This is a genomic window from Paenibacillus sp. FSL H3-0457 (assembly GCF_037981725.1).
Lineage (GTDB): Bacteria > Bacillota > Bacilli > Paenibacillales > Paenibacillaceae > Paenibacillus > Paenibacillus amylolyticus.
This window is the reverse complement of record NZ_CP150283.1, coordinates 196,531-221,460: the sequence shown is the minus strand read 5'-3', so window position 1 is coordinate 221,460 and position 24,930 is coordinate 196,531. Positions and strand designations below refer to the sequence as shown.

At 46.2% G+C, this 24,930-nt stretch carries 20 protein-coding genes and 1 other RNA gene; 3 read left to right on the top strand and 18 right to left on the bottom strand.

Annotated features, from left to right (window positions below; translation table 11 throughout):
- Window positions 1-11 precede the first annotated feature (11 nt).
- Both MHH25_RS01050 and MHH25_RS01045 read left to right on the top strand, forming a co-directional pair.
- Window positions 12-1,133 carry an ABC transporter permease gene (locus tag MHH25_RS01050; protein ID WP_340018889.1) on the top strand — a complete coding sequence of 374 codons (1,122 nt, stop codon included), beginning with the start codon at window positions 12-14 and terminating at the stop codon, window positions 1,131-1,133.
- Window positions 1,133-1,816: an ABC transporter ATP-binding protein gene (locus MHH25_RS01045; RefSeq protein WP_307415394.1), complete on the top strand. Its 684-nt coding sequence runs from the start codon at window positions 1,133-1,135 to the stop codon at window positions 1,814-1,816. The genes MHH25_RS01050 and MHH25_RS01045 overlap by 1 nt, the downstream gene beginning before the upstream one ends.
- Window positions 1,817-1,939: 123 nt before the next feature.
- Here MHH25_RS01045 and MHH25_RS01040 read toward each other — a convergent pair whose 3' ends face one another.
- Window positions 1,940-2,881 carry an AraC family transcriptional regulator gene (locus MHH25_RS01040; RefSeq protein WP_340018888.1) on the bottom strand — a complete coding sequence of 314 codons (942 nt, stop codon included), beginning with the start codon at window positions 2,879-2,881 and terminating at the stop codon, window positions 1,940-1,942.
- 199 nt (window positions 2,882-3,080) lie between these two features.
- Between MHH25_RS01040 and MHH25_RS01035 the strand changes: the two genes are divergently transcribed.
- Window positions 3,081-6,254 carry an alpha-mannosidase gene (locus MHH25_RS01035; RefSeq protein WP_340018887.1) on the top strand — a complete coding sequence of 1,058 codons (3,174 nt, stop codon included), beginning with the start codon at window positions 3,081-3,083 and terminating at the stop codon, window positions 6,252-6,254.
- Window positions 6,255-6,371: 117 nt separating this feature from the next.
- Here the strand turns inward: MHH25_RS01035 and MHH25_RS01030 are convergent, their stop codons facing one another.
- From MHH25_RS01030 to smpB, 17 genes are all read right to left on the bottom strand, one after another.
- Window positions 6,372-7,226, bottom strand: coding sequence for an aldo/keto reductase (locus MHH25_RS01030; protein ID WP_340018886.1), 855 nt, complete (start codon window positions 7,224-7,226; stop codon window positions 6,372-6,374).
- 165 nt (window positions 7,227-7,391) lie between these two features.
- Window positions 7,392-8,636, bottom strand: a complete 1,245-nt coding sequence (locus MHH25_RS01025) for a macrolide family glycosyltransferase (protein ID WP_340018885.1) — start codon at window positions 8,634-8,636, stop codon at window positions 7,392-7,394.
- A gap of 182 nt (window positions 8,637-8,818) precedes the next feature.
- A complete protein-coding gene (locus MHH25_RS01020; RefSeq protein ID WP_047841473.1) occupies window positions 8,819-9,268 on the bottom strand; it encodes a hypothetical protein in 450 nt (149 codons plus the stop codon).
- Window positions 9,269-9,651: 383 nt separating this feature from the next.
- Window positions 9,652-10,905 carry a mechanosensitive ion channel domain-containing protein gene (locus tag MHH25_RS01015; RefSeq protein ID WP_076254274.1) on the bottom strand — a complete coding sequence of 418 codons (1,254 nt, stop codon included), beginning with the start codon at window positions 10,903-10,905 and terminating at the stop codon, window positions 9,652-9,654.
- Between the two features lie 148 nt (window positions 10,906-11,053).
- Window positions 11,054-11,695: a polysaccharide deacetylase family protein gene (locus tag MHH25_RS01010; protein ID WP_340018884.1), complete on the bottom strand. Its 642-nt coding sequence runs from the start codon at window positions 11,693-11,695 to the stop codon at window positions 11,054-11,056.
- A gap of 187 nt (window positions 11,696-11,882) precedes the next feature.
- A complete protein-coding gene (locus tag MHH25_RS01005) occupies window positions 11,883-12,758 on the bottom strand; it encodes a carbohydrate ABC transporter permease (protein ID WP_340018883.1) in 876 nt (291 codons plus the stop codon).
- 15 nt (window positions 12,759-12,773) lie between these two features.
- Window positions 12,774-13,643 carry a sugar ABC transporter permease gene (locus MHH25_RS01000; protein ID WP_340018882.1) on the bottom strand — a complete coding sequence of 290 codons (870 nt, stop codon included), beginning with the start codon at window positions 13,641-13,643 and terminating at the stop codon, window positions 12,774-12,776.
- 147 nt (window positions 13,644-13,790) lie between these two features.
- On the bottom strand, window positions 13,791-15,104 hold the full coding sequence (locus MHH25_RS00995) for an extracellular solute-binding protein (protein WP_340018881.1): 1,314 nt from the start codon (window positions 15,102-15,104) through the stop codon (window positions 13,791-13,793).
- 153 nt (window positions 15,105-15,257) lie between these two features.
- Window positions 15,258-17,024 (bottom strand): response regulator, encoded by a 1,767-nt coding sequence (locus MHH25_RS00990; protein WP_340018880.1) that lies wholly within the window; start codon window positions 17,022-17,024, stop codon window positions 15,258-15,260.
- Window positions 17,015-19,063: a sensor histidine kinase gene (locus MHH25_RS00985; RefSeq protein ID WP_340018879.1), complete on the bottom strand. Its 2,049-nt coding sequence runs from the start codon at window positions 19,061-19,063 to the stop codon at window positions 17,015-17,017. The genes MHH25_RS00990 and MHH25_RS00985 overlap by 10 nt, the downstream gene beginning before the upstream one ends.
- 632 nt (window positions 19,064-19,695) lie before the next feature.
- Complete coding sequence (locus tag MHH25_RS00980; RefSeq protein WP_340018878.1) at window positions 19,696-20,058, bottom strand: hypothetical protein; 363 nt, start codon at window positions 20,056-20,058, stop codon at window positions 19,696-19,698.
- A gap of 107 nt (window positions 20,059-20,165) precedes the next feature.
- Entirely contained in the window at window positions 20,166-20,873 is a 708-nt protein-coding gene (locus MHH25_RS00975) for a uracil-DNA glycosylase (RefSeq protein WP_340018877.1), read from the bottom strand.
- A 131-nt stretch (window positions 20,874-21,004) separates the two neighbouring features.
- Window positions 21,005-21,931: a metal-dependent hydrolase gene (locus MHH25_RS00970; protein ID WP_340018876.1), complete on the bottom strand. Its 927-nt coding sequence runs from the start codon at window positions 21,929-21,931 to the stop codon at window positions 21,005-21,007.
- A 544-nt stretch (window positions 21,932-22,475) separates the two neighbouring features.
- Window positions 22,476-23,048, bottom strand: a complete 573-nt coding sequence (locus tag MHH25_RS00965) for a zeta toxin family protein (protein WP_340018875.1) — start codon at window positions 23,046-23,048, stop codon at window positions 22,476-22,478.
- The gene (locus MHH25_RS00960) at window positions 23,041-23,238 is read right to left on the bottom strand and encodes a hypothetical protein (RefSeq protein WP_036674733.1); all 198 of its coding nucleotides are present in this window, start codon (window positions 23,236-23,238) and stop codon (window positions 23,041-23,043) included. The genes MHH25_RS00965 and MHH25_RS00960 overlap by 8 nt, the downstream gene beginning before the upstream one ends.
- Before the next feature lie 87 nt (window positions 23,239-23,325).
- Window positions 23,326-23,690, bottom strand: a transfer-messenger RNA (tmRNA) gene (gene ssrA, locus MHH25_RS00955).
- A gap of 588 nt (window positions 23,691-24,278) precedes the next feature.
- Window positions 24,279-24,761, bottom strand: a complete 483-nt coding sequence (smpB, locus tag MHH25_RS00950; RefSeq protein ID WP_036674736.1) for an SsrA-binding protein SmpB — start codon at window positions 24,759-24,761, stop codon at window positions 24,279-24,281.
- Between the last annotated feature and the right edge of the window lie 169 nt (window positions 24,762-24,930).

The window sequence follows — 24,930 nt, the reverse complement described above, 5'->3', positions numbered from 1 at the left end:
TTGAACAGATCATGTTTTTAGCGATGAAGGAGTTAATGCATAGTAAAATGAAGTTTTTAATGATTATCATTATCTTCGTACTAATGGCTTGGTTGGTATTTATTTTATCCGGTCTGGGAAATGGATTATCTACGCTAGCCGCATCAACATTCAAGACCATGAAGGCTGATTATGTCATCTTTGAAGAAGGAGCTCAGTCTTCCATGAGCAAGTCACTGCTGTCAGATCAACTGGTGGCGAAGGCGGAACAACTTCCTAATGTGGATGCTGCATCACCTATGGGAAGTACGATGGCAACGGCACTGAAAGAGAATAGCACCAAGAATGAAGATAAGGTAGATATAGCGATTATAGGAATTGACCCAGGAAGCTTTTTGGAACCAGCTATTGTAGAAGGTGAAAGCCTGTCTTCCGAGAACCCTACGGGTGTCGTGGTGAATTCAACCATGAAAGATGAGGGCTATCAACTTGGGGACACGTTTCAACTGGATGGCACGACGGAATCATTGACTATTATCGGATATGTGGAGAATCAGACGTATAACCACGTTGCATCCGTATTTACCCCAATGGCTGAATGGCGGAAGATTGCCTTTGCGGCTCCAGGTTCAGATAAAGGAATTGCCGGACCGGTTAATGCGATCATGTTACAAGGCGAGAATATTGATCCAGAAGCTATAAATAAAGAGTTATCCAGCACGGATACAGTTACCCGGTCGGAAGCTGTGCAAGGCATGCCAGGGTACAAAGAGGAGAACGGAACTATTCTGATGATGCTTGCATTTCTACTAGCGATCTCTGCATTTGTACTCGGGGTATTCTTCTATGTCATTACGATGCAAAAAACCAACCAGTTTGGCATTATGAAAGCGATAGGCGCTAGTAACCGTTTCTTGGGAAAAGCCATTATCTCGCAAGTGTTTGTACTTTCGCTGACTAGTATTGTTGTTGGAATCTTGCTGACTTATGGGACAGCAGCAATTATGCCAAAAGGAATGCCATTTAAGCTGGAAACCAGTCTTGTCTTCAATTATTCTGTTATCTTGCTGGTTATTGCTATGTTAAGTTCGCTGGTATCTGTTCGCAAAATTACTAAGATTGATCCGCTTAAGGCGCTCGGGAGGGTTGAATAATGAGTAAGGGACTGCACATGCGGGAAGTGACTATGTATTATGCCGAAGGAAACAATCGGATCACCGCGCTTGATCATGTATCCATATCCGTGGAACCGGGGGAGTTTGTTGCTGTAGTTGGACCTTCTGGTTCTGGTAAAAGTACATTCTTATCTATTGCTGGGGCCATGCTGAAAGCCTCCGAAGGAGATATTCAACTAAACGGAAATCATATTTCGAAGCTTACGGAGAAAGAGTTATCTAATATAAGGCTGCAAGAAGTTGGATTTATTATGCAATCTTCAAATCTAGTTCCCTATCTAAATGTTCTGGATCAACTGCTAGTTGTAAAAAGGATGGCCGGGACGATTAAAAAAGAGGATAAGGCATTTGCCACCAAGCTGCTGGAAGAACTGGGGCTGGGTTTGAAGTTAAAAAGTTTTCCCGAAGAGTTATCCGGTGGTGAGAAACAACGGACAGCCATTGCTCGTTCTTTAATGAATAATCCCAACATCATCTTAGCCGATGAACCAACCGCCAGTTTGGATACCAAACGAGCCCATGAAGTGGTTAGTCTAATCGCGCAAGAAGTGAAATCACGCCAAAAGGCGGCCATTATGGTTACCCATGATGAGCGCATGCTTGAATATTGTGACAGAGTATATCGGATGTATGATGGCGGTTTGTCCCTAGCTGAATCGTAAATATATGGACCAAACAATATACCATTTCTCTTCTCTATTCTTTCTTTTATAAAAAGCTTCTATTCAGAAAAGAGTAACATGTTAAGTAGATTTTAGGTCTGTCCATCACTCTCCTCGTCCCTCTCACTCTAGGCTCCCAAGTGGTCCGGGTCTCTCACCCACAAGCATAACTTCACGCTCGCTCTGCGAACGTCTGCTTCGGCGATATGCACTTGGTGACATTCCGTTCTGTTTGTTGAAGATGCGATTGAACTGGGAAAAGCTTGTGAACCCACACTGTGCAGCAATATCTGTGATTTTCTCACTCGAATTCAGCAGCATTTGCTGGGCATTCCGAATACGGGTCATCTGCACGTACTCTGTGAAGGTGAAGCCGGTAACCTTATTGAATTGGCGAGACAAGTGATGGGCACTTACATAAAAACGCTTGGATACCTCGTCCAAAGATAAATCCTGTTGATAATGGCTGTGAATATAAGAGGCAATGGCATACATGCGCCTGGACATCGTTGATCCAGTCTCTTCACGCACATACCCGTTCTCTGGTGAGTAACGATGAAGAGCACAGAGAAACTCCACGAACTTGCTATGAATCATAACCGATTGAAGGACAGAAGACTGCTGCGATATAGCAAAAATATCATTGATCGGCGCGAGGACTTCCTTGCGTCTTTCTTCTGTAAATCGGAATATCGGGACCGGTTTATCAAAAATCGAGAACAGCTCTGTGTAACCGCTCTCAAGACCAGGTGTATTACGTGGCATGGCAAAGGTGATCATCAATCGTTTCGGCGGAGCACCCTTCGGATATTGCGTTTTATGCAGCAATGAAGGCCGCAACAGAACGATATCCAGAGGCTGGATCTCATATAAACTGCCTTCAATGATGTGCGCAGCTGTGCGATCGAGAAGGATACAGATTTCATAGAAATCATGGAAATGCTGAAATTCCATATTCAGTTCATAGGAGCGCTCGTCATAATCCAGATGATAAAAAAGTGAATCTCCAGGCTGGTTCACATGGATCGCATATCCTTGCTCGTATGCCAGAACCGATGGTGTCATGGACATGCCCCCTATCCTGATTCTAATGATTTTATTTTAGCATGAAATGCAATAAAAAGACGTTATTTTCAGCATACAATACATAGTTTCGCCCATTTCTCTTTTGTTATGATAGAGTTGATATGTTAGCGCTTGCATTATTATCACTCCAACAACGACTACAGCCTGTACTTACTACAAACCAAGGTGGGAAACCAACATGAAAATGAATTCCTTATATACTCGAATCCATACCATTGTTAAACACTTGGAACGTGCTCGACTTACCTCAAAGACATATATCCCTGAGCTTTATCATAAAGAAAGTGGTTACCACTCCTGGGAACTGGTGCATGAGGACCCTTCCTCCTGGAACGTATTCCGTAAGGGTGATGGCTGGGGTGGCAAAGACGTACACAGTTGCTTCAAAACCCGCATTCAAATTCCGGATCATCTGGAAGGAAAAAAGGTCGTGTGTGCCATCGTTACTGGTGCTGATGACATCTGGAATTACGATAATCCGCAATTCTTAGCATTCCTCAATGGGGAACTGATCTGCGGTCTAGACGTGAACCATACGGAAATTGACCTGACACCCGCTGCGGCAAAAGGTGATGAATTCGAACTGGCATTATATGCGTATTGCAGTACGTCTGCCGCGGATGTTTTTCTAAATGTATATATCGCCGAGCATCATCAGCAAGTCTCCGATTTGTATTACGATCTCAAGGCTGCGCTGGATGCTGCGGATCTGCTGCGTGAGGATGATCTGGAGCGCCTGAAGTTGGTCGAACATCTGAATAAAGCCGTGAATCTGCTGGATTTGCGTCAGGAAAACAGTGCAGAATTCCATGCGTCGGTACTGGAAGCGCGCCGATATCTGCAAGATCATGTCTATGGTGATATCCGTCCTGCCGGTGATCACATCCCTACCGTGCACTGTATCGGACACACGCATATCGATGTGGCATGGCTGTGGACGCTGGATCAGACTCGGGAGAAGGTCATTCGTAGCTTTGCGAGTGTACTCTACTTGATGGACAAGTTCCCAGAGTATACTTTCATGTCCTCTCAGCCCCAGCTGTATGCATACCTGAAAGCAGACTACCCGTCCCTATATGAGAAAATCAAAGAAAAGGTGGCCGAAGGCCGCTGGGAAGCGGAAGGTTCAATGTGGCTGGAAGCCGATTGTAACCTGATCTCGGGTGAATCCATGATTCGTCAGATTATATACGGGAAACGTTTCTTCAAGGAAGAATTCGGTGTGGAGAACCGTGTGCTCTGGTTGCCGGATGTATTTGGTTATAGTGCAGCGATGCCGCAGATTATGCGCAAGAGCGGCATTGATTATTTTATGACAACCAAAATCGCCTGGAATGATACCAACCAGATTCCAAACGACACGATGTACTGGCGAGGAATCGACGGATCAGAAGTCCTGACCCATTTCATCACAGCAACAGACTATGACAAACACCCTGATTTCAGGCAGCGTCGCTTCGAAACGACCTATAATGGTCGGTTTAATGCTTCGCAAGTAAAAGGTACGTGGCAGCGATACCAGAACAAAAACATCAATGCAGATGTCCTGCAATGTTTCGGATTCGGAGATGGCGGCGGTGGACCAACTGAGGAGATGCTGGAGCATGGCAGACGACTTGATGTTGGATTGCCTGGTGTACCCGCGGTGAAACGTACCTTTGTACGCGAGTTTTTCGAGAAGCTGGAGCAAAATCTGGCTGATGTTCCTTCCGTTCCTCGCTGGTCGGGTGAGCTGTATCTGGAGTATCACCGGGGTACCTATACTTCCATGGCGCGTAACAAACGGTACAACCGTCATAGTGAATTTGCGCTGGCCGATGCCGAGCTGTATGCCATGATTCATCGTCAGGCGAATGCACAGGCGGCCTATCCAACCGATGCACTGGAGCATGCATGGAAGCTGACGATGCTGAACCAGTTCCATGATATTCTCCCGGGCAGCTCCATTGAGCAGGTATATGTGGATTCCAAGGAGCAATATGAAGAAGTTCTGCGTGTCACGGATGAGCTGAAAGACAGTGCGCTGAACGGCATTGCAAGCCGAATTACATCTGATGGCGAAGCAATTGTAGTATTTAACACGACCGGATTTGTACGGACGGATGTGGTTGAACTGCCTGCTTTTGCGAGAAAAGTAACCGTCTATGATGGAGATTGCCCTGTACCAAGCCAGCGGACTCCCGAGGGAGGCCTCGTGTTCCTAGCAGAGAACGTGCCTGCATCCGGGTATAAATCTTTCAGAATCACACCAGATCTAACAGACGAGCTTGTCGCGGGAGTTTCGGTTGCACAGTGGGAAGCAGATCGGCGCCATATCCACACACCTTGGTACGATATTCACCTGAATGAAAGTGCCGAGTTCACATCCGTATGGGACAAGCTGGAGGGCCGTGAGCTGCTCCAGTCTGGCAAGCGTGGTAACGTGCTGCAAGTGTTCGAGGATCGACCTGCGGAATACGAGGCATGGAACATTGACGATTATTATGAACAGCATATGTGGGAGATTAATGACCTGCAGTCGCTGGAGTGGGTTGAAAGTGGGCCGGTACGTTCCGTGCTTCAAGTGAAGCGACAGTTCCTGGACTCGGTCATTGAGCAAACGATCATCTTCTATGCGCACACACGCCGGATTGATTTCCGTACGTTTGTGGATTGGAAGCAGGAGCATTTGCTGCTGAAAGCCGCTTTCCCGCTCGATATCTGGAGTGAAAAGGCCGTCTACGAAATCCAGTATGGCAACGTTGAGCGTGCTACCCACCGTAATACGAGCTGGGATCAAGCCCGGTTTGAAGTATGCGGGCAGAAGTGGGCCGATCTGGCGGAGAACGGGTACGGTGCTGCTTTGCTGAACGACTGCAAATACGGATATGATATTCATAACTCGGTGATGCGACTGTCGCTGATCAAGAGCGCAACGTACCCGAATGAAAATGCAGACAAAGAGCAGCACGTATTCACCTACGCGCTCTATCCGCATCAGGGCGACTTCCGTGAAGGACGTGTCATCCAAGCTGCTTATGATCTCAACCGTCCGCTGGTTGCCCGTGAAGTAAGTCCGCAAACCGGTACGTTGCCGGGAACATGGTCAATTGCATCGGTCGATCAGGATAATGTCGTGCTGGAGGTTATCAAAAAAGCCGAGAACAACGATGATATGATCATCCGAGTCTACGAAGCACATGGCCGCCGCAGCCGTGCTTCCCTGCAATTGCCTGAGGCAGCAGGTGCTACGGCGTACGCATGTGATTTGCTCGAGAACAACGAAGCGGAATACGCTGTGGAAAATGCTCGAATTTCTTTTGATATCAAACCGTATGAGATTCTGACCTTCCGTATCCCTGCTGAACAGTAAACAGAAATTACGCAACATGAAAAACTGCAACATTGCTTAATATGCTTCAACAATAAAGCAATAAAGGGCTGCCACCTGTCATATCTGACATGAGAGCAGCCCTTCATTTGTCGTTCTTTAAAATTCTTCGTACTCGCTTGGGTCCTGATCCCACAAACGTCCATCTGGACGATTAAATGCAGAGATGACCTGCATCTCTTCTGTGCTCAACTCAAAATCAAATATATCGATATTTTCCTGTTGATGCTGCAAGGAGCCGGCTTTCGGAATGGGAATGGAACCCAGCTGAACATGCCAGCGCAGAATGATCTGGGTTGGCGTTTTGCCATGCGTTTCCGCAATCCGAAGAATGTTCTCATCCTTCAGAATATCCTGTACGGCATCATTGCCACGTCCAATCGGACTCCAGGATTCGTTCACGATGCCATGCTTTGTATCCTGTTCCCGCTGATCGGCTTGGTCAAAGAACGGATGCAGCTCAATCTGATTCAGACTCGGCGCTATCCCCGTTTCCTTAATCAGCCGATCATTGTGCTCAGGCAGGAAGTTGCTGACTCCAATGGATCGGATATATCCACGTTTTTTGGCTTCGATCAGTGCTTGCCATGCCTCGACATACATGTCCTTTTTCGGATTGGGCCAGTGAATCAGATACAGGTCGTAATAATCCAGATCCGCTCTGTACAGGGATTCCTGGATCGCCACAAGTGCTTTATCATGAGCGTGATAACGCCCCGGCAACTTCGAGGAAATGAGTAGTTCTTCTCTGGCGATGGAGCTTTGTTTGATTGCTCTGCCCACCGTTGCCTCATTCTCATAGTTATACGCCGTATCAATTAATCGATAACCCGCATCCATTGCGGACGCGATCGATTTAACGCCTTCTTCACCTTTTAAACTATAGGTACCAAATCCAATTGCAGGCACTTTCAAGCCATCGTTCAATGTATATTCCGGAATTTGATGATTCATCTGAAGACTCTCCTTTGCAAAAGGTATACGAACAATATGGTAAAAATAATGCCCCTCTCCGTTTATCTACCCCTCCATACGCGCTTGAATCAATTAGAAGCCACCACTCCGTTTTAGTCAGGTGACGGCTTCCTCTTCTAGCTCCCATGAAGAACGGTCTCCTTTTCATTCAAACGAAGAGATGGGCGTGGCCGATAACCGTTGATTGCCTATAAAGTTCTTAATAGCCATAGCAGCCTGCTTATACCCGCCAGCATCGCGTAACGTTTTCCCAATAACCTCAGCATGCTCCTTGTAGGAGGCATTACCGAGCACTTCTAATACTGCGTTTCTAAGCACATCGGGTGTAAGGTTATTTTTGTCCACGATGACCCCTGCTCCCAACTCCTGTACCCGGCCTGCTACACGCGGCTGATCCGATGTTAACGGAAGCATGATTAATGGTACATTGTAATACAAAGCTTCGCTGGTACTGTTCATGCCTGCATGTGTTAGAAAAGCATCTACACACTGCAACACTTCCAGTTGAGGGACATAGGGTCTTATGATGAAATTGTCAGGAATGAGATCAGCAATGGGCTCTATATCGGTATCCTTCCCAGAAGACAAGATAAACTGCACAGGCAAATCACGAAAGGCCGTAAAGCAAAGCTTATAAAAATCAAGATCCTTATTTAAAATGGTTCCCATCGAAATATAAACTGCCTGTTTGTAAAGAGCATACAGTGACTCCTTTGCAAAGCCTGGCGCATCCTTTCGGGGGATAATAGATGGGCCAGTGAATACAAAGCTGTCATCCAGCTTCTCCCCCATGGGTTGAAAATAACGACTTGTATACACAATCTTCAGTTGTCCTGAATGCTCTAAAAGTTCCGCCAGGGAAGGTACAGCCACATCGAACTGGGAAGCTATTTGCTGGGACACTTCCACGATGCTGTTATATAGCTCCTTGACCTCCTCCGTATCATCCTTCAGTTGATTGTCTGACCCAAGAGGCTCCACAAAAACAAAGGTGCTGGTTGAGCATACCGTTGGTATACCTAGCTTCTCACCTAGAATTTGTCCTCCCCAGCCTATTATGGAGTCAAAAATGATATAGTCATAGGTTTCATGTTCGATCAGATTCAGAACATCTGGAATAAACCTTTGAATAACTTTTTCCAATATCATATATAAAAATTGGTAAGGATGCTTGAGTTCAAATGGCTTCATACCAGGGTTGTTGAGCAGGGTTGCCTCGTTGAAGGAGTAGGCTTTAAATTGTGCGCCTATCGCTTCAATCTTCGTCCGGTATTTTTCGGTACAACAGTAGACCACTTCATCACCGTTCTCTACCAGTTCCTTGATTAATCCAAGCGACGGATTGATATGGCCTTCTGCAGGGATCATCACAACTAATACACGTGCCACGGCACTCACCTCCATTAAATTTTCCAATGCACTCAAGTGGGGGCTATGGTAACCCATTCTTCCAGAGCATTGGCTTGAATAAATAAAACTCTACTACCTCATTGAGGCGGTAGAGTTCCTATTCATGAGACGGAAGCATTAAAGTCTACGATACCTAACGTTATTTTACTCTCACGAGCTGGTCACGGCACCCAGACATCCCTTTTATAAAAGGTTACGCTGTAAGCATCGGTATCGCTGTATCGTCCATCTTTGCTTATCACTTTAAAATATACATTATTGTAGTCGACAAGAACTGTATCCGCTCCTGACGTATTCGTAGAAGAAGCAACCAAATTTCCAGCGCTGTCATAGGCGTACAGATCGTAATCATAGCCGGAAGGAGAACCCAGCACGACAGATTTGCCATGCCCTCTGAATGTAAAGTAGTCTACATCTGTCGGGGATGATAGATAAGACCAAGCACTTCCACCCCAGTAAGCCGGACCGTAGGGAGTGGCCACCGTTTGCGTTGGGATTTTATACGCGCTGCTCAAAGTGTCATTCGACTCGTAATTATCCGCCAAGGCCGTACCCACAATCGATCCTGATAAAAGCGTTATCATAATAGCAGAATACAATGTTTTCTTCATTTCATTCTCCCTCCATTTCTTTTGAAAAGTTAGCACGCCAAAGAGACTTCATGCTTTTCCCTCGTTCATAGACACGCCTGATCAGAAAAAGCTCCAAATCACCCCTTTCAAAATATGGAATTAATTAGATTATAATGTAAAGAAATACATAATGTCTACTTGTTTTTGTAGACATTATGTTTTGTTATCTTGCACTGAACCCTTTCCCATGAACTGACCGTCAGTCTCATAAATAAAACATTTGGATGTGTTCCTGTGATTTTAAAAATTAGCCAACTTACCAACACTCGACGTGTTCTCACCCTTGGCCAAATTGGAGGGGCATCCAAACGTAAAAACGACCACCAATATGGTGGCCGTCACATCTATTTTGATAAATCTTCTTAATACTCTCGCGCATATTGCTTATCCTCTTTCAGCTGCACAATGTCATGTCCAGTTGGATTCTGGAAGGCACGTAGTCCAAATGTCGACGCCACCGCGAAGATATGGTCAAAGATGTCCGCCTGAACGTTCTCATATACACCCCAGTTGATATCATTGCTGAATGCATAGATTTCCAGAGGCAGCCCACGATCTTCCGGTGCTAGTTGTCGCACAATCATCGTCATATCTTTATTGATTTTTGGATGATTCCTCAAATATTGATGGATATATTCCCGGAATACACCGACGTTTGTCAGTTGTCTGCCGTTCACGTTGCTTTCGGTATTCACCTCGTGCTCCATGTTGTATGCTTGAATTTCCTTCAATTTTGCCGTGACATAATCAGTCAGGTAGTGGATTTTCTCAAATTCAGCTACCATCTCTTCCGTACAAAAACGGATACTGCTGATATCAATATAGATACTCCGCTTAATCCTTCTGCCGCCGGACACCTGCATGCCTCTCCAGTTACGGAACGAATCCGAAATGAGGGCGTAGCTTGGAATCATCGTAATCGTTTTATCAAAATTCATAACCTTTACCGTGTTCAATGTAATGTCGATGACGTCACCGTCCGCATTATACTTTGGCATCTCGATCCAATCACCAACGCGCACCATATCATTCGACGATAGCTGTACACCGGCCACGAGGCCCAGGATTGAGTCTTTGAATACGAGCATTAATACCGCCGATAACGCCCCAAGTCCACTAAGGATAATGAGTGGGTTCTGTCCGATCAGGCTGGAAATAACGATAATGCCCCCGATAATGAACAGGACAATCTTGGCTACCTGAATGTAACTCTTGATTGGGCGTATCTTCGACACCTCATAGGTACGATAGATATCATCGAAGACATTCAGCAGAGCATTCAGAACCGTAATCATAATAACAATCATATAGGTCATTGCTGATTTTTCAATTATGGCCTGATAGGGCGAGAAAATATAAGCAGAATAATAGATTATAATGGCTGGCACAAGATGCGACAGCTTCTGAAATAAATTTTTCTGAACCACAATATGGCCCCACTTGAAACGGTTGTTACTTACGATACGATGGACCGTCTTCAGTACCACTCGCTTGGCAATCACATTCGCCAATATCGAGATCACTGCTATAAAAATAATCATAATGATGTTTGAAAGATAACCAATGGAGGGTCCACTCATGCCGAGTTCTTCTAGTTGATTTCTGATAAAGTCCATTGTTTCCTCCTGACATAATCTAGTTTAGCCTATTATTATAAAGTAGTTTGAGAGGGCAAGCAAAGTTTGTGCTTCCGCTCCGTTCTTCCTATGTATTATATATATTAAAAAAGGACCCTGTCATTCAAAGAATGATGGGTCCACTTAATTATGTCGTCTTTATATCATGCTCACGAGAAATGTCTAACAACTCACTTACCGTCACCAAACGGTACCCTTCCGCGACCAGTTCCTCCACCAGCACACGAACCGCCTCCACCGTCTGGGAACGCTCCCCGTACCCGTCATGGAATATGAGCACGCTGCCAGGTTTCACCGCAGACCGGGTATGCTCCAGAATGTGTTCAACACCGGGATTGTCCCAATCCCTAGCATCACCGTTGACTGCACCAATCGTACGATATCCACGCTCCGCTGCCAGAGACAGTATATCATCGTTTACGCCAAAATACGGCGGGCGGAAGCATCGGGCAGGTTGCCCCGTAACTTTTTGAACAAGATTTTCTGCGCGTTGCAGCTCCTCCCCGGCTTCCTCCAGCGTCAACTTGGTCAGGTCTGGATGCGTATACGTATGGTTGGCGATCTCATGCCCTTCCCGGTGTACCTCCGCCGCAATCTCCGGGTGGTTCTCCATCTCTTGGCCAATCATGAAAAACGTCGCCCGCCCACCGGCACGCCGGAATATCTCAAGCACTTGAGGTGTATACACCGGATGTGGCCCATCATCAAACGTGAACGCCACAACCTTTTCCCGAACAGACTCCTGCTCTACCATCACGATATTGACCATACTATAATGACCCCTCTCTGCAACTGACTGGCTACATACCCCTTATTATTCCATGTTCATAGACCGCGGTCTAGTCCAGAAACCACACCTTGCGAAATCCTGAATCAAGCCGATATCTACCAGAAAGAGAGTACAGCGAGCGAGCAGTAAGCGCTTCTACTGCCACGCTCTCCAGTCCAGCCTCCAGCTAACCTTTGATCGCACCTGCGATCATACTCTTCTGCACCTGTTTGTTCAGCAGCAGATAGATGACCACCGTCGGCACCGTCGTAATCATCAGTCCAGCACCAATGATACCCCATTGCGTAATGTACGTTCCCACCATCGACATCATACCCACCGTCAACGTCTGGTAAGCCGTGTTATTGATAAACGTAACTGCAAACATCAGCTCATTCCAGCATGACAGAAATGTGAAGATGGCTACCGTTGATATAGCCGGGGTTACCAGAGGCAGGACAATGGAGAAAAACGTCCGGTATATGCCGCAGCCGTCGATAACCGCCGACTCCTCCATCTCTCTTGGGATACCTTTGAAAAAACTGCCCAGAATGAATACCGCCATCGGAATGCCAAATGCCACATAGGGAATGATCAGAGACCAGTAGCTGTTGAGCAGGCTCAGATTCTTCAAAATAATAAACAATGGCAGCAGCGCCGCATGAATCGGCACCATCATGCCCAGCAAAATAATCGTCATCGTCAACCCGCTGAGCTTCCAGTTCATTCTTGTGATTGCGTATCCCGTCATGGAGGACAGGATCAGTACCAAGACAATGGAGGCCGCAGTAACCAGCACACTATTCATAAAATAGGTCAGCACATGGCCGTCGGACATTGCTTTGGTGTAGTTGCTCCACAAAAACGCTTTGGGCAACCCGGCCACATCACCGCTGAAGATCTCACTATTATCCTTCAGGGAAAACAGCGCCAGCCAGATGAGCGGGTAGATCTGCACAATCGCAACGAGGATCAGAAACGCTTGCAGGAACACTTTCCCGATCGGTCCGGAGATGGACCTCGGCTTGGGCTTTTTTTGCAACATGACTTCTACGGTACTCATGCCTTATGCCTCCCTCTACTCCGTTTTGAACAATGAATTAATGAGGATCGTACACACCAGACACTCCACAATGATAAAGACCGAGATCGCACTGCCATATCCATACCGGAACGTATCAAAAATGGTAGCGTACATCAGCGTGCTTGGCACTTCAGTGGTGTAAAATGGCCCGCCACCTGTCAGCACATAGATCAGGTCAAACACCTTGAATGCACCGATGACCGAAAAAACAAGGCTTACCTTCAGAATTGGCTTCATCAGCGGGATCATAATGGACCACGCCGTCCGAATACGGGAAGCACCATCCATTCGAGCCGCTTCGAGCACATCCTGAGACACGGACTTCGCACCTGCATACATCAGCAGCATGTGATACCCCACGTACTGCCACAAGGTTGGAATAAAAGATGCCGCCAGCGCGGTGTCCTTCTGCCCCAGCCAGTCCTGCGCCAGGCTGGATAAACCGATACTTTGCAGCAGCACGTTCAGCAGGCCGTAATCGGCATTGTAGATTTTTGACCACAACTGGGCAATAACCACCGTTGAGATCAACACCGGGATGAAATATACGGTCCGGTAGAAACCTTCCCCCTTGACGTTGGACGCCAGAATCAGTGCGAGCACCAGCGAGATCGGCAGTTGAATGAACACCGAAGCACCTGCGAATAACAGGGAGTTCTTGATTGAATTCAGCACACGGGTATCATTAAACATCTCTACATAGTTGTCCAGGCCGATAAATGTACCCCTGCCTACGCCGTTCCAATCCAGCAGACTGTAATAACTGGAGACAAAGATCGGAATGAGCACAATGCCGCAGAAGAGAATCAGTGTGGGCAGTACAAAGACGGCTATCGTACCTTTATTGGAAAATACAGAGTTCATTGTTGTTCTCCTCTCAAAGGCGTGACCGGGATATTCCGGACCACGCCTTGTTTGGGTTCATCTTCATTGTTAGCAGGCTTCAGCTTGGCAAGCTCACAAGCGTACACATGTAAGGATTACAGTTGCGCACATATTAACCTGCGCGACCTACAGGCTCAGCTCTGTTGGTTTGAGCTGTGCCATCTGTTTGCAGAACTCCTCCGGTGTTACATCGCCGGCAAGCAGCTGGGCAATCAAGTTTTTGTGCGCTTCGGCAGACTCCGCTGGCAGAATGTTATCCCACCACGCGATGAATGAGGTCGCCGTTTTCATAATATTTGCCGCAGACAGATCAAGGGAGGACAGGCTGGATGTGTCGAGTGCATCTGTTTTCCAGCTTGGCAGACCGGCTCCAGCCAGGAAACCTTGTGTACCAAGCTGCTCGCTCAGATACATGAGGAATTCCACGGCTTCCTTCGAATGCTTGGTATTCTGGTTGATGTAGAAACCATCGACGGCTCCGCCGAAGATTTCGGTATTTGTGCCTTTGCCATCCTCAAACACTGGGAACGGAATCACTTTCACTTTGCCTTTGACTGCGGAGGACGGGTCCTCAATTCCTGCATTCACCCAGTTGGCCTGGAACATCATCGCCCCGTTGCCTGCATTAAATGCCCCAAGCATCTCGTCATAGCTCATGCTGAACATGCTGCTGTTGAACGCTCCTGCTTGCGCGAGCTGCTGCATTTTAGTCGCGGCGGCTACAAAGTCGGGCGAATCCCATTTCGACGGATCTTTAAAGGCTTCCATCACCGCAGCATTGCCTGCCTGACGCATCGCAATAATGTCGTACCAGTACATGCCCGGCCAGCGGTCCTTCTCCCCAATCACAGCTGGGGTGATCCCCGCCGCTTTCAGCTTGGCGACTGCATCCAGCAGTTCGTTATAGGTGGTCGGAATCTTGGCACCCGCCTGCCCGAACAGTTCTGTATTCACGTAAAGATTGGCGATATGTGTGTACACGGGCAATGTGTAGATTTTGCCGTCCATATTAATGGCCTCAGCCATTCCCGGGCCCATTCGTTCTTTGATATCGTCCGTCAGGTAACTTGAGATTTCCAGCACATTGCCGGATTTGATGTACGGTTGCATGAAGCTGCCGCCACCCATGCCATAGAACAGGTCTGGCGCCTCACCAGCCGCAATCGATGTTTTGACTTTGGTTTTATACTGTTCTCCTGTCGTGCCCGTACGTTCAACCTGGATGTCCGGATGCTCGCTGTTCCATTTCTCAACAATCTCGGGCAGCAGCTTGGCCGAAGGATCGGTATTGCCAACCGATTGATCCCATAGCGTCAGCTTGATCTTGCCATTACTTTCCCCCTGTGTACCACCGGACGAACCGGATGAACATGCCGCCAGACTGCTTACAATTCCCAGAGTCAGAATTAGACTTGCTGATTTTTTTAATAGCGCTTTCATCTCTATGGACCTCCCTATGTGTTTTAGTTCGTTCTAGCCCATATTTTAGGCGAAATGTGCGTTGTTCTCCATTTAGAAAACAGGCATCGATTTGTAATATTCGAACATATGTGGAATTGGAACTGGTAGTGTGGGGGTTTACATTCTCGTTGTTCAGGTTTTTACATTCCGATATTCGTTCATGGACCGACCGATATGTTTTTTGAACAAGACGCTGAAATAATGCGGGTCCGGGATGCCTACCTGCTGCCCGATCTCATACCCCTTTAAATCGGTCTGCTTCAGCAACGTTTCGGCCTTTCTCATACGAAGCTGCGTCATATATTCCACAAATGTCTGCCCGGTTTCTTTTTTCATCAGCCGCCCCAGATGGCCCGAACTTACGTAAAAAGCAGCCGCAGTGCTGGAAAGCCCCACTTCCGCATTGCCCATGTTCTCTTCAAGATAAGCCATCACCCGGTCAATCAGATTGCCTTCCTTGGCCTGTCGTTTGGCTTGTATGACATCTGATACAGTACGGAGGTGCTGCTCCAACATGCTTTTTAGTTCAGGCAGATGACCTGCTGTAAAAATGGCCGCAACGGCCTCTTTGTTCAATGCGTGTTCTCCCACAATCTGCTGCTCTATGGCAGCACGCTGGCACTCCGTAACCACATCCATGGCTGCCATCCGAAACTGTGAAACGTCCGAGAACGGCACAGACAGCATACGCTCCAGCAACAATACGGCTTCTTCCCCCGCACCAACACTGACGTAAAATTGCAGTTGTTGGAGCAACTGAGCATCCGAGTGGTAGGGCCTCTTACCGTTTTCGATGACCAGATCCTCGAAGCAAATAACCTGATTTTTCCCCACAAACGCCTGATAATCGAGTGCACGACAAGCTTCCCGGTATCCCACACAGGCCCTTCCCCATCCTGATTGCCATTGCCCAATCCCTACGGTCACATCAACTTCACACCCTTCGAGCTTAAGTGTATGTTGAAGTTCTTCCTGAAGCTGCTGTACCTGATTGGTAAATTCCGTATCCGCACCAAGTGAGAGCACAACTATCCGGTTATGCGGGTCCATGACGATAATGGTTTGTGAATCCTGCGGATAAAATGCCTGCACCTGCTTCATGCCTACCATTCGCAGCAAAATATGTATTTCCTCAGCGGGTTGTCGATGGGCTTCTGTTTGATGCTGGCTTAATTGGGGCTGACCATGTTGTTGTTGGGGTCCTCGATGTGCTTCATGTGTTTGGTGTGTTTGGCGTGTTTGGTGATATGGTTCGGACAGATGTGGATATACCTCTGGTGCAGCTATCTTAGCTTGCGGTACAGCAACCTCCACCTCCATTACTGCGATGCGTGATCCAGGTTCACCAGACGAGATAGGAATGCCGAAGAAACGCGCCTTCTCTTGTAGTTCATCCTCAGATATCACATCACTTAACCATTGATTTACAAATCTCTCCCTGAGATAAGGCAAGCTCTGCTTCATCTCCTCCCGCAGGTTCATCAGCTCGTACTGACGCCCTATCTCCTGCTCGATTGCCACTCGCAGCTTCGTCGTAACCTGTAATAATTCAGAAGCACGAATAGGTTTCAAAATAAAATCGGATATGCCCAGCTTCACACTCTGACGAGCATATTCGAATTCATCATGTCCCGTCACTACCACGATTTTTATGTTTGGGTAACGCTCCATGAGGATGCCGCTCAGTTCAATACCGTCCATCTTGGGCATGTATATGTCCGTGAACACGATGTCCGGGCGCAACAGCTCGACCTGTTCCAAAGCCTCTGCAGCATCGGAGGCCTCTCCAATGATGTTCATGCCTTGCTGCTCCCAATCGATACGCATGCGCAGCAGATTACGGATGAGGTACTCGTCATCCACAATCAATACCTTTAATGGTTCCACAGTTAGTTCCATGATTCATCGGCTCCCTTCGGGATCGTTATGATAATGGTGGTTCCTTTTCCAACCTCGCTATGCAGCTTAAGTCCATCTTCTCTGTCATAGAAAATGCGAAGCCGCTCCATCGTTCCCCACAAGCCAAAGCTTGGATTGTGTTTAGAGTTATGAGTAGGATTAGAAGGATTAGAAGAGTTAGAAGTGTTAGATGGGTTAGATGGGTTAGATGAGTTCGAGCGATTAGACCTGTTCATTTCTGTTCGTTGAATCTGCTTCACTTCTTCCTCGGACATGCCGACTCCGTCATCAGTGATCGTTAGAAGTACTCCCTCCTTGGAGCGACGAGCTTGAATGCGTATCGTACCTGGGCTGCCTTTAGGACGAATACCGTGATACAGCGAATTTTCCACCAACGGCTGGAGCACAAGCTTGGGAATCATCACTCGTTCACAGCCTGAATCGATATCGTACTGCACCTCAAATACACCGGGGTATCGCACCTGCTGGATCGTCAGATAATTGCGTACAATCTCAACCTCCTCGTGCAGTGTAATCAGTTCACGCCCTTTGCTGACACTCAGCCGATAATAACTTCCAAGCGCTTCTAACAGCTCACATACCTTATCGTTCATGCCCGACATCGCCAGGGAGGTAATGGAATCAAGTGTGTTGTATAGAAAATGCGGCTTGATCTGCGCCTGAAGTGTATTCAGCTCTGCTCGGCGGATCGTCTGCTGCTCCTGAATGATGCGTTTTAGCATCTGGTCAATCTGCTCAATCATCTGGTTGTATCCTCCATATAGCTGTGCGAATTCGTAGCTGTTCAGTTCAACCGTCACTTTGCGGAAGTTTCCACTTGGCGCTTTCTGCATGGAACGAAGCAGCTTGTGAATCGGCTTAATGACGCTGCGCGAGATGATGAATGAACTGACGAAAAAGACCGTCCCGTTCACCGCCAGTAATATTAGCGCAAGCAGCACCATGGATTTATTACGGGTATCAGTAGCCTGGTATGGACTCATGCTGATGAATTTCCACCGATCATCACCAGCCGAACGATAGGTCACCGCATATTCCTGACCACCCGATTGCAAGGTGATGAAGCCAGAGGATTGCTCTTGAAAGGTTTGTTTTAACTTGGCCTGATTGGCCTCTAACATCTCTTGCATCCCTTCCTGTCCAGAAGCTGCTGGCATGGGCTCGTCGGATACAGCAGGCACGGCCTTCTTTCCATCGATTGCGTTCGTTGCGATCACCCGCTGATGTTCATCCAGAATGGCGACCTGAAATGAATCCGGTGCAGACAGGTTAGCATAGGCTTGAGCGATGGATTTGCCCTTGATGTTCATGACCAAAAATCCCAGCGGAGACGTATCATCCAAATCCCGAATGAGGCGAATAAACGAGACCACCTCTTGCCCATCATTCTCCCCCGTCGCCGAGACTCCGCTGTCGTTGTTGCCACCATTCAGCCTGAGCAGGTATCGTCCGTTGTGCTTCAGTGCCTGTTCGTACCACGGCGCTTCCTTCACATTTGCTTCCATAAACGTGGGCCATTCCTGTGTACCAACCGAGAATCGGTGCCCCGAATTATCGTAAATATATACTGAATCGATAATTGGAACCGCTTGCATAAGATTGGTCAAATACGCGCTGACCTTGGACTGTGTCTGTAAATTGGAGTACACATTGCCCTGCCGCAGCAGGTTTTGCAAGTTGGGATCGGAGAAAATCATTTTCGAATAATTGTTCACGTTCTCGATCATCAGATTAACGTTGGTCTCAATGGATGTAATCGTCTGAAGTGATGCCTCATTGATCTTTCGTTGCGCGTCATTTTCCGAGATTCGATTCAACACCAATGCACTGAACGCCACCGTTAGCAGAATAATGACAAAGTAGGCAAACGGGATTTTAAAAGCCAGCGTCTTGGGCTTGCGTTGAATGAACGCTTTGAAACGGGCCGTCCAATTCTTCTTCATTGCGCTGGTGTTCGCTTTTGCATTTGCGTTTACTTCTGCATCGGTCTCAATATCTGATTGGACTGTTGCTTTCACTTCTATTTTTCATCTCCTTCTGTTGCTGCTCCTGCATCTGTTGTTACATCTTTGGCTCTTTGATTCGATGTGACCCTCCTTTGGTTCCGAGGTGTGATGGGTTTATCGGCTGGGATCGGATGACCTGTTGTGATATCCACCACTCTCTCGGATTTTATACAATTGTATATTATAGGACTGTGCATGGAGGAGGCTCAACTCTTTTTATCGCTTGGATATAGCTTGACTGAGTGAAGTGAAATGAGGCTTTGGGGATCTGATCGTGGTGAGTGCTGCGGGTAGGGGCCCCTAATTGGAGCCGCAAGAAGTACTGCTTTATAAAATGTTGGAGGTACAGATAATAAGTTGTGGTTTGTGCCGGATGGAGAGTGAGGCGAGGGAGAGGCGGAGGATCTGAGTACACAAAAGAAGATGATAAACGTCTACCTCGATATGGCATACTTTTGAGCAAGATTAGAATATTTACGGGCATAATCTTACTACTTACAGAGTGTTGATCGAGTGGTTAAGGCTGGGAAGTCCAATTATGGTCTTCTCGTATGATGAATTTAAGTGGGGAAAATATTGGGGGCAAACTGCCCTCGGGCAGGACAAGTACAGAGTTCGTTATGGTAAGAAACAGCGAATCGTGATCAAAGCGAGAATTCGGTAACGCCTTTTTTGGAGGCATATTTCAGCGTGTAGCTTCCTTCTGTGCCATATGGCATCGTAGCGATTTGGATGCGGGTATAATCCAACCGACTCTCTCTCAGCACTTTTTTAATCAGCGCTATGCTCCGATCTTCGTCCGTTACCACACAGAAAATGTTCATTACATATTCCTTCGGATCAGCCACACGGCTGCCCAGGTCACATCCATCCAGCTCTCCCAACTCCGCCTGGGTCAGAACGGTTTCCAGATATTCCATCACCTTTTCCTTCAACCAATGATCTCGTTTGCTGCCCTGCGCGCTCTTCAGTGGATATTGCACCACAAGCCAGTATTTTTCACTCATTTAGCTTCACCAACCAATCTTTATATGATAGGGCATTACGTTATGTGCGGACACTTAGACGATAAGAGTTCATATCTCAGCCTTACACTCCTCCAGTTCAAAATGGGCTAGATCATTGACCTTACTGCTTTTTGGAATTGTACTGCTCTTCCATTTGCAGGATGGGGAACATGATGATATTTAATGAAATGGGAGCTTAACGTGTCTGCTGACTTTCTGCCAATAGCCACAATCTGAGCATCAGGATTTAGTTGCATAAGCTGTCTGGCAAACGGCAAACCATCCTCCAACTCTGCCAAAGTCGGCGTTCGATTCGTCATCCTGTTTTCGGCAGATTGATAAGGATGAAAGGGATAAATGTTCCAAAATATAAAGTCCGTTAGTTTCCACCTTGAACTGGATAACACTTCACCCCATATGATGGATGCTGTCGGTTCTGCAAAACCATACAGCGCCTGACTCCGGTTAGGTTTGGCGATATTGGGCAGGCTTGTTCGGATGCCCGGCTCGCCCGAAAAAATCATCTCGTGATTCACCAGCGAATGATTCCCGGTAACCATTCGCTCGGACGTCAAGGGTACACCGGAGAACCTCGCCCCTTGATATCCCACAGCTTCAGCAATAAAAATGTACCGCCCCTTGAACATTCTTGGTTCGAAATACCTGACCATATGTTCCGACCGAATCTTCACCGCTTCGGGGCCGATATCATAGCCCTTCACATAATCTCTCCAAGGATTAATCACATTTACTGGCGACACATATGCTTGTACCCCTGCAACAAACTCGCGGATCTGTTGCTGCGTTTGGCTCATGCTTTTTTGCCTCCTTTGGGAGATTACAGAGTAAATTAGGCTTGCATCAGCTTATTTTACAAAGATTATAGCATAAACAGAAAAACCACCAACCAGACCGCTGGTTGATGGTGGATAGAAACTGTAGAAAACTATTGCGGTATAACTTCTTCCCACTGACCATTGGTGGTTTCTTTGTAGGTAAGAAGGTTTCCATCATACTTTCCCTGAATAAAGTTAGAACCCGCTTCTTTCCATTCCTTAGTAACAGATATCACAACTTTAGAATCCTGTGAATTTATTGGAACATACTTTCCTCTTGATAAATTTATCTCAAAGGCTACTGGATAAAAATCGTACCAGAATAGTTTGTCTGATTTCTCTCCCAGTATACCTGCATCACCACCTTTAGAGAAATGAGGACTGATGACTCGAAACCTGAACTCTAACCACTTTCTCGGATCTAAAGGAAATTCAAAATGACTATCGGGCTCCACTATAATATATGACTTTTCAGGAACTGGGTGTTGAACTTGAACTTTGTGCTCGATTATTTCTTTTGATATTATTCGAAAAACTAAATATACCAATATGAATAGTATCGAAGTAACTACGGGTAATTTAGGCTTGTCCCTCAAAAAAACACTCAATCCAAGACCAATAATTAACGGAAACCATATCCATGGATCTCCCAATGTAATGGCTTCCATAATATATGATTTATCGCTAAGGGGGTAGAATGCTGGTAAATCATGTCCCATATAGTCTAAAAATAAGTGTCCAAACAAGACAGACAAAATAGAGGATCCCCAGATTAATTTGAAACTTGTCTTTTTATAGAATAATTTTGTCAAATATGCTATTCCTAAAACTAAAAAAGGTGTAAATAATACAGAATGGGACCACGGAGCTACACTTCTATCCCCAAAAATATCAGGAATTATTCCACACAGTGCACCCGAACATAAACATATCATAAGATTTTTCCATGTATCCCTTGGCAAAAAGCAGTATGCAATTACCGCCCCAAGAAGAGCATGTGATAGAAGATGAAAAAACAAATATAAGTACGTATCCAAAATAACTACTCCTTTACTCTGTTATAGAATCAACATTGTGCTATGTAATGTTACACACTATAAAATTAGTTTTTCATAAAATAGACCCTGAGAGTCAAGCCTCTTCCAAAGATCTGCGGGGAGTAGTCTCAGTATGGATGTTACCTAATCTAATTTCTTAATACTAAATTTGAGCACAAATCAACGTAGGCTCCACAAAATAGAATCAACAAGCTATTAAAAATCCTCATAACAATGGATGGCCCGTATGTATTTTCTATTATCATAATTTGGTCTAGTTAAAGCAGGCTATAGATACCTACATACGTTTCAGAACCTAAATGTACCTGATATACTTTCTTAAAGCTTTTCGACCTACATATACCTCGATTCCCTCCATTTATATAATTTAGGTTATTATATCATAAAATAAAAATCCACCAACCAGAACAATGGTTGGTGGATTTTGCTTACTTTAATGGAGGCGAGGGGAGTCGAACAATTGTCCGAAGATAACGGAACAAAAGCTTCTACGGGTATAGTCACTGTTGTGATGTCCCGTGTATCAGTAACCCACAAGAACAGGATTAGCCCAAGCAGGTATGGACTCAACACAATAGATCAAATCACCCTGTATGATTTCAGCAACAATTAAAGGCTCGTATGTATTATCAATGATGATAACCCGATCTGCGATAGATAGAGCCGGTTTAAGGTTCTTCAAAGACTGACCATATCGATAACGAATGTCTTCTTCTGCAATCCAATGTCCACCTTGTTCAACACGAGAGGCAACACGATCTATATGCATTTGCACATCCTCAAGGCCGATATAGTATACGACAATTTCGTAACTGTTTTCTTTTGCAATTTCCATATTTTTTAAAACAAATGATCCGGACAATGTCGTTTCAATAGCGAAGTTTACACCACTTTTAATGAGAGATCGGATTCTTTTCACAGCTTCCCTGCCAGCAGACAGGTCAGCACTGCGCGGATTCTCTGGCTTCAACTCTCTTGCAATTTGATCCGGATCAACCAGTTCACCAAGCCACTCTCTCATTTGCATACTGAGTGTACTTTTCCCTGCTCCATTGGTTCCAGCAAATACCGTCATGACTGGTCTGATTTCACTCATGATACTCAAACTCCTGGCGTTTCCCAGTAGCATCAAATATAATTTCAAATTTATTACCCGCAGCATCCTCACGAACGCGTTTGTTATTCTTTATATAATAAATAGAGGCGCCTGATTCTTTAGCTTGTTTCCGTGCATGTTGACTTGCTTTGTTTAAAATTTCTTGGAGTTGTTTTCGATTTGTAAACATCCTGAGTCCCCCAATCTAAATTTCTGTTTATTATATCATAAACTAAAAAACCACCAACCAGATTTACTGGTTGATGGTTTTTGACTCTAATGGAGGCGAGGGGAGTCGAACCCCTGTCCGAAGATAACGACACATAAGCTTCTACGGGTGTAGTCACAGTTTTGATGTCACCCGAGTATCGCCCCGTAACCGGCTATACGTTGGGTCAGCCTGATTGTCTTCTTCAGCACACCCCAGGCGGAGATGTGACAGCGTATCCCACTACTAGTTAGCCCCTATCCCTGTCACATGGGCGATGCAGGGTAGAAGCACGCACACAGTTTCTTAGGCTGCGAAAGCGTAGTTTGTTTGTTGTTTGCCGTTTAATAGGCTTTAGCGTTGATAAAGCGGACGCGTCCCCACTACCCGCTACCCATGCTCGAACTATCCCCGTCGAATCCATAAACGCCCCCTCAATGAAGAAGGGCTCCAGGATTAATCCGTGAATACGGAGCAAAGGTGCTGCACATCTTTTTCCTCCAAGGTAAAAAGATGCTTCTTTCAAACTCGGCATTCCAGTCTGCTACATGAGTAATCATAACACAGGACACATCACCGAAATAGTACAGATTGCTGGAAGACATTCCAGCAGGCTGAGCATGTGTACAAGGTTATCCAATACAACAGGCTCAATCGTCTACATATTATACCGCGTCGCCAATCGGAAGTAAAGTTTACCCAGATCGGCTCACGAACAACTGTACCTTAGTATTTTACCCACGCGCCTGATAAACTACGCAACAGCTGATAATTTAAATTCATCACCGCACTCTCCATGCTCCTGGCAATTTTCTTAGTCACACACAACAAAAATCAGCCAACTGCACACTTCGGCTATTCACATCAAATCACCTTCCCCAAACACAAATAAAAAAAGCCTCAATCTTGCCCATTGCAGGACAAACCTTGAGACTCCTTAACTCATACATCAATCTTCCTAGCTTCATCATAAAAAACTATCTTATACACTTAAAGTAAAGCCTTTACGCCCAGCGCTCCACTTAACGCGCAACCTTCTGCTTTTCGCGCAGTACCCGTTGGATATCACGTTGTGCATCCCGCTTAGCCGCAGTCTCCCGTTTATCATACTGTTTCTTACCTTTACCCAGTCCAAGCAAGAGCTTTGCATAACCATTGCGGATATAGATTTTCAGCGGCACAATGCTGTACCCATCCTGTTTCGACAGCCCGAGCAGCTTGTGAATCTGCACTTTATGCATCAACAACTTGCGCGTACGTGTCGGATCGAGCGGATTATTTCGGTTCCCTTGTTCAAAAGGACTAATATGCATATTATGAATATGAATCTCACCGTTTCGAATCGTGGCAAATGCATCACCAATATTCGCACGGCCGTTACGAAGAGATTTGATCTCCGTTCCGGTAAGCACCATGCCCGCTTCATACGTATCTTCAATGAAGTAGTCATGGGAAGCCTTTTTATTCTGTGCGAGCACTTTACTCTGTCCATCATTCTTGCCCATGTCCTCACTCCTTCTCCGTAAAATAAGCCGGTACCATGCTCTATAGCAGCGCACCCAATGTTGCACCAAGGTACCACGTGCCAGACCCTAATTGTAGCAAGTACGGCTGTTAAAATCAAGAAAGAGGCGACCTCTGCCGCCCCTCCTCATTACACCACTTTCAGACTGT

Bases quoted from the DNA above. Each gene is read 5' to 3' on its own strand.
- MHH25_RS01050 (WP_340018889.1), top strand. From the start codon at position 12: ATGTTTTTAGCGATGAAGGAGTTAATGCATAGTAAAATGAAGTTTTTA.
- MHH25_RS01045 (WP_307415394.1), top strand. From the start codon at position 1,133: ATGAGTAAGGGACTGCACATGCGGGAAGTGACTATGTATTATGCCGAA.
- MHH25_RS01040 (WP_340018888.1), bottom strand. From the start codon at position 2,881: ATGACACCATCGGTTCTGGCATACGAGCAAGGATATGCGATCCATGTG.
- MHH25_RS01035 (WP_340018887.1), top strand. From the start codon at position 3,081: ATGAAAATGAATTCCTTATATACTCGAATCCATACCATTGTTAAACAC.
- MHH25_RS01030 (WP_340018886.1), bottom strand. From the start codon at position 7,226: ATGAATCATCAAATTCCGGAATATACATTGAACGATGGCTTGAAAGTG.
- MHH25_RS01020 (WP_047841473.1), bottom strand. From the start codon at position 9,268: ATGAAGAAAACATTGTATTCTGCTATTATGATAACGCTTTTATCAGGA.
- MHH25_RS01015 (WP_076254274.1), bottom strand. From the start codon at position 10,905: ATGGACTTTATCAGAAATCAACTAGAAGAACTCGGCATGAGTGGACCC.
- MHH25_RS01010 (WP_340018884.1), bottom strand. From the start codon at position 11,695: ATGGTCAATATCGTGATGGTAGAGCAGGAGTCTGTTCGGGAAAAGGTT.
- MHH25_RS01005 (WP_340018883.1), bottom strand. From the start codon at position 12,758: ATGAGTACCGTAGAAGTCATGTTGCAAAAAAAGCCCAAGCCGAGGTCC.
- MHH25_RS01000 (WP_340018882.1), bottom strand. From the start codon at position 13,643: ATGAACTCTGTATTTTCCAATAAAGGTACGATAGCCGTCTTTGTACTG.
- MHH25_RS00995 (WP_340018881.1), bottom strand. From the start codon at position 15,104: ATGAAAGCGCTATTAAAAAAATCAGCAAGTCTAATTCTGACTCTGGGA.
- MHH25_RS00990 (WP_340018880.1), bottom strand. From the start codon at position 17,024: ATGGAACTAACTGTGGAACCATTAAAGGTATTGATTGTGGATGACGAG.
- MHH25_RS00980 (WP_340018878.1), bottom strand. From the start codon at position 20,058: ATGAGTGAAAAATACTGGCTTGTGGTGCAATATCCACTGAAGAGCGCG.
- MHH25_RS00975 (WP_340018877.1), bottom strand. From the start codon at position 20,873: ATGAGCCAAACGCAGCAACAGATCCGCGAGTTTGTTGCAGGGGTACAA.
- MHH25_RS00965 (WP_340018875.1), bottom strand. From the start codon at position 23,048: ATGAGTGAAATCAGACCAGTCATGACGGTATTTGCTGGAACCAATGGA.
- MHH25_RS00960 (WP_036674733.1), bottom strand. From the start codon at position 23,238: ATGTTTACAAATCGAAAACAACTCCAAGAAATTTTAAACAAAGCAAGT.
- smpB (WP_036674736.1), bottom strand. From the start codon at position 24,761: ATGGGCAAGAATGATGGACAGAGTAAAGTGCTCGCACAGAATAAAAAG.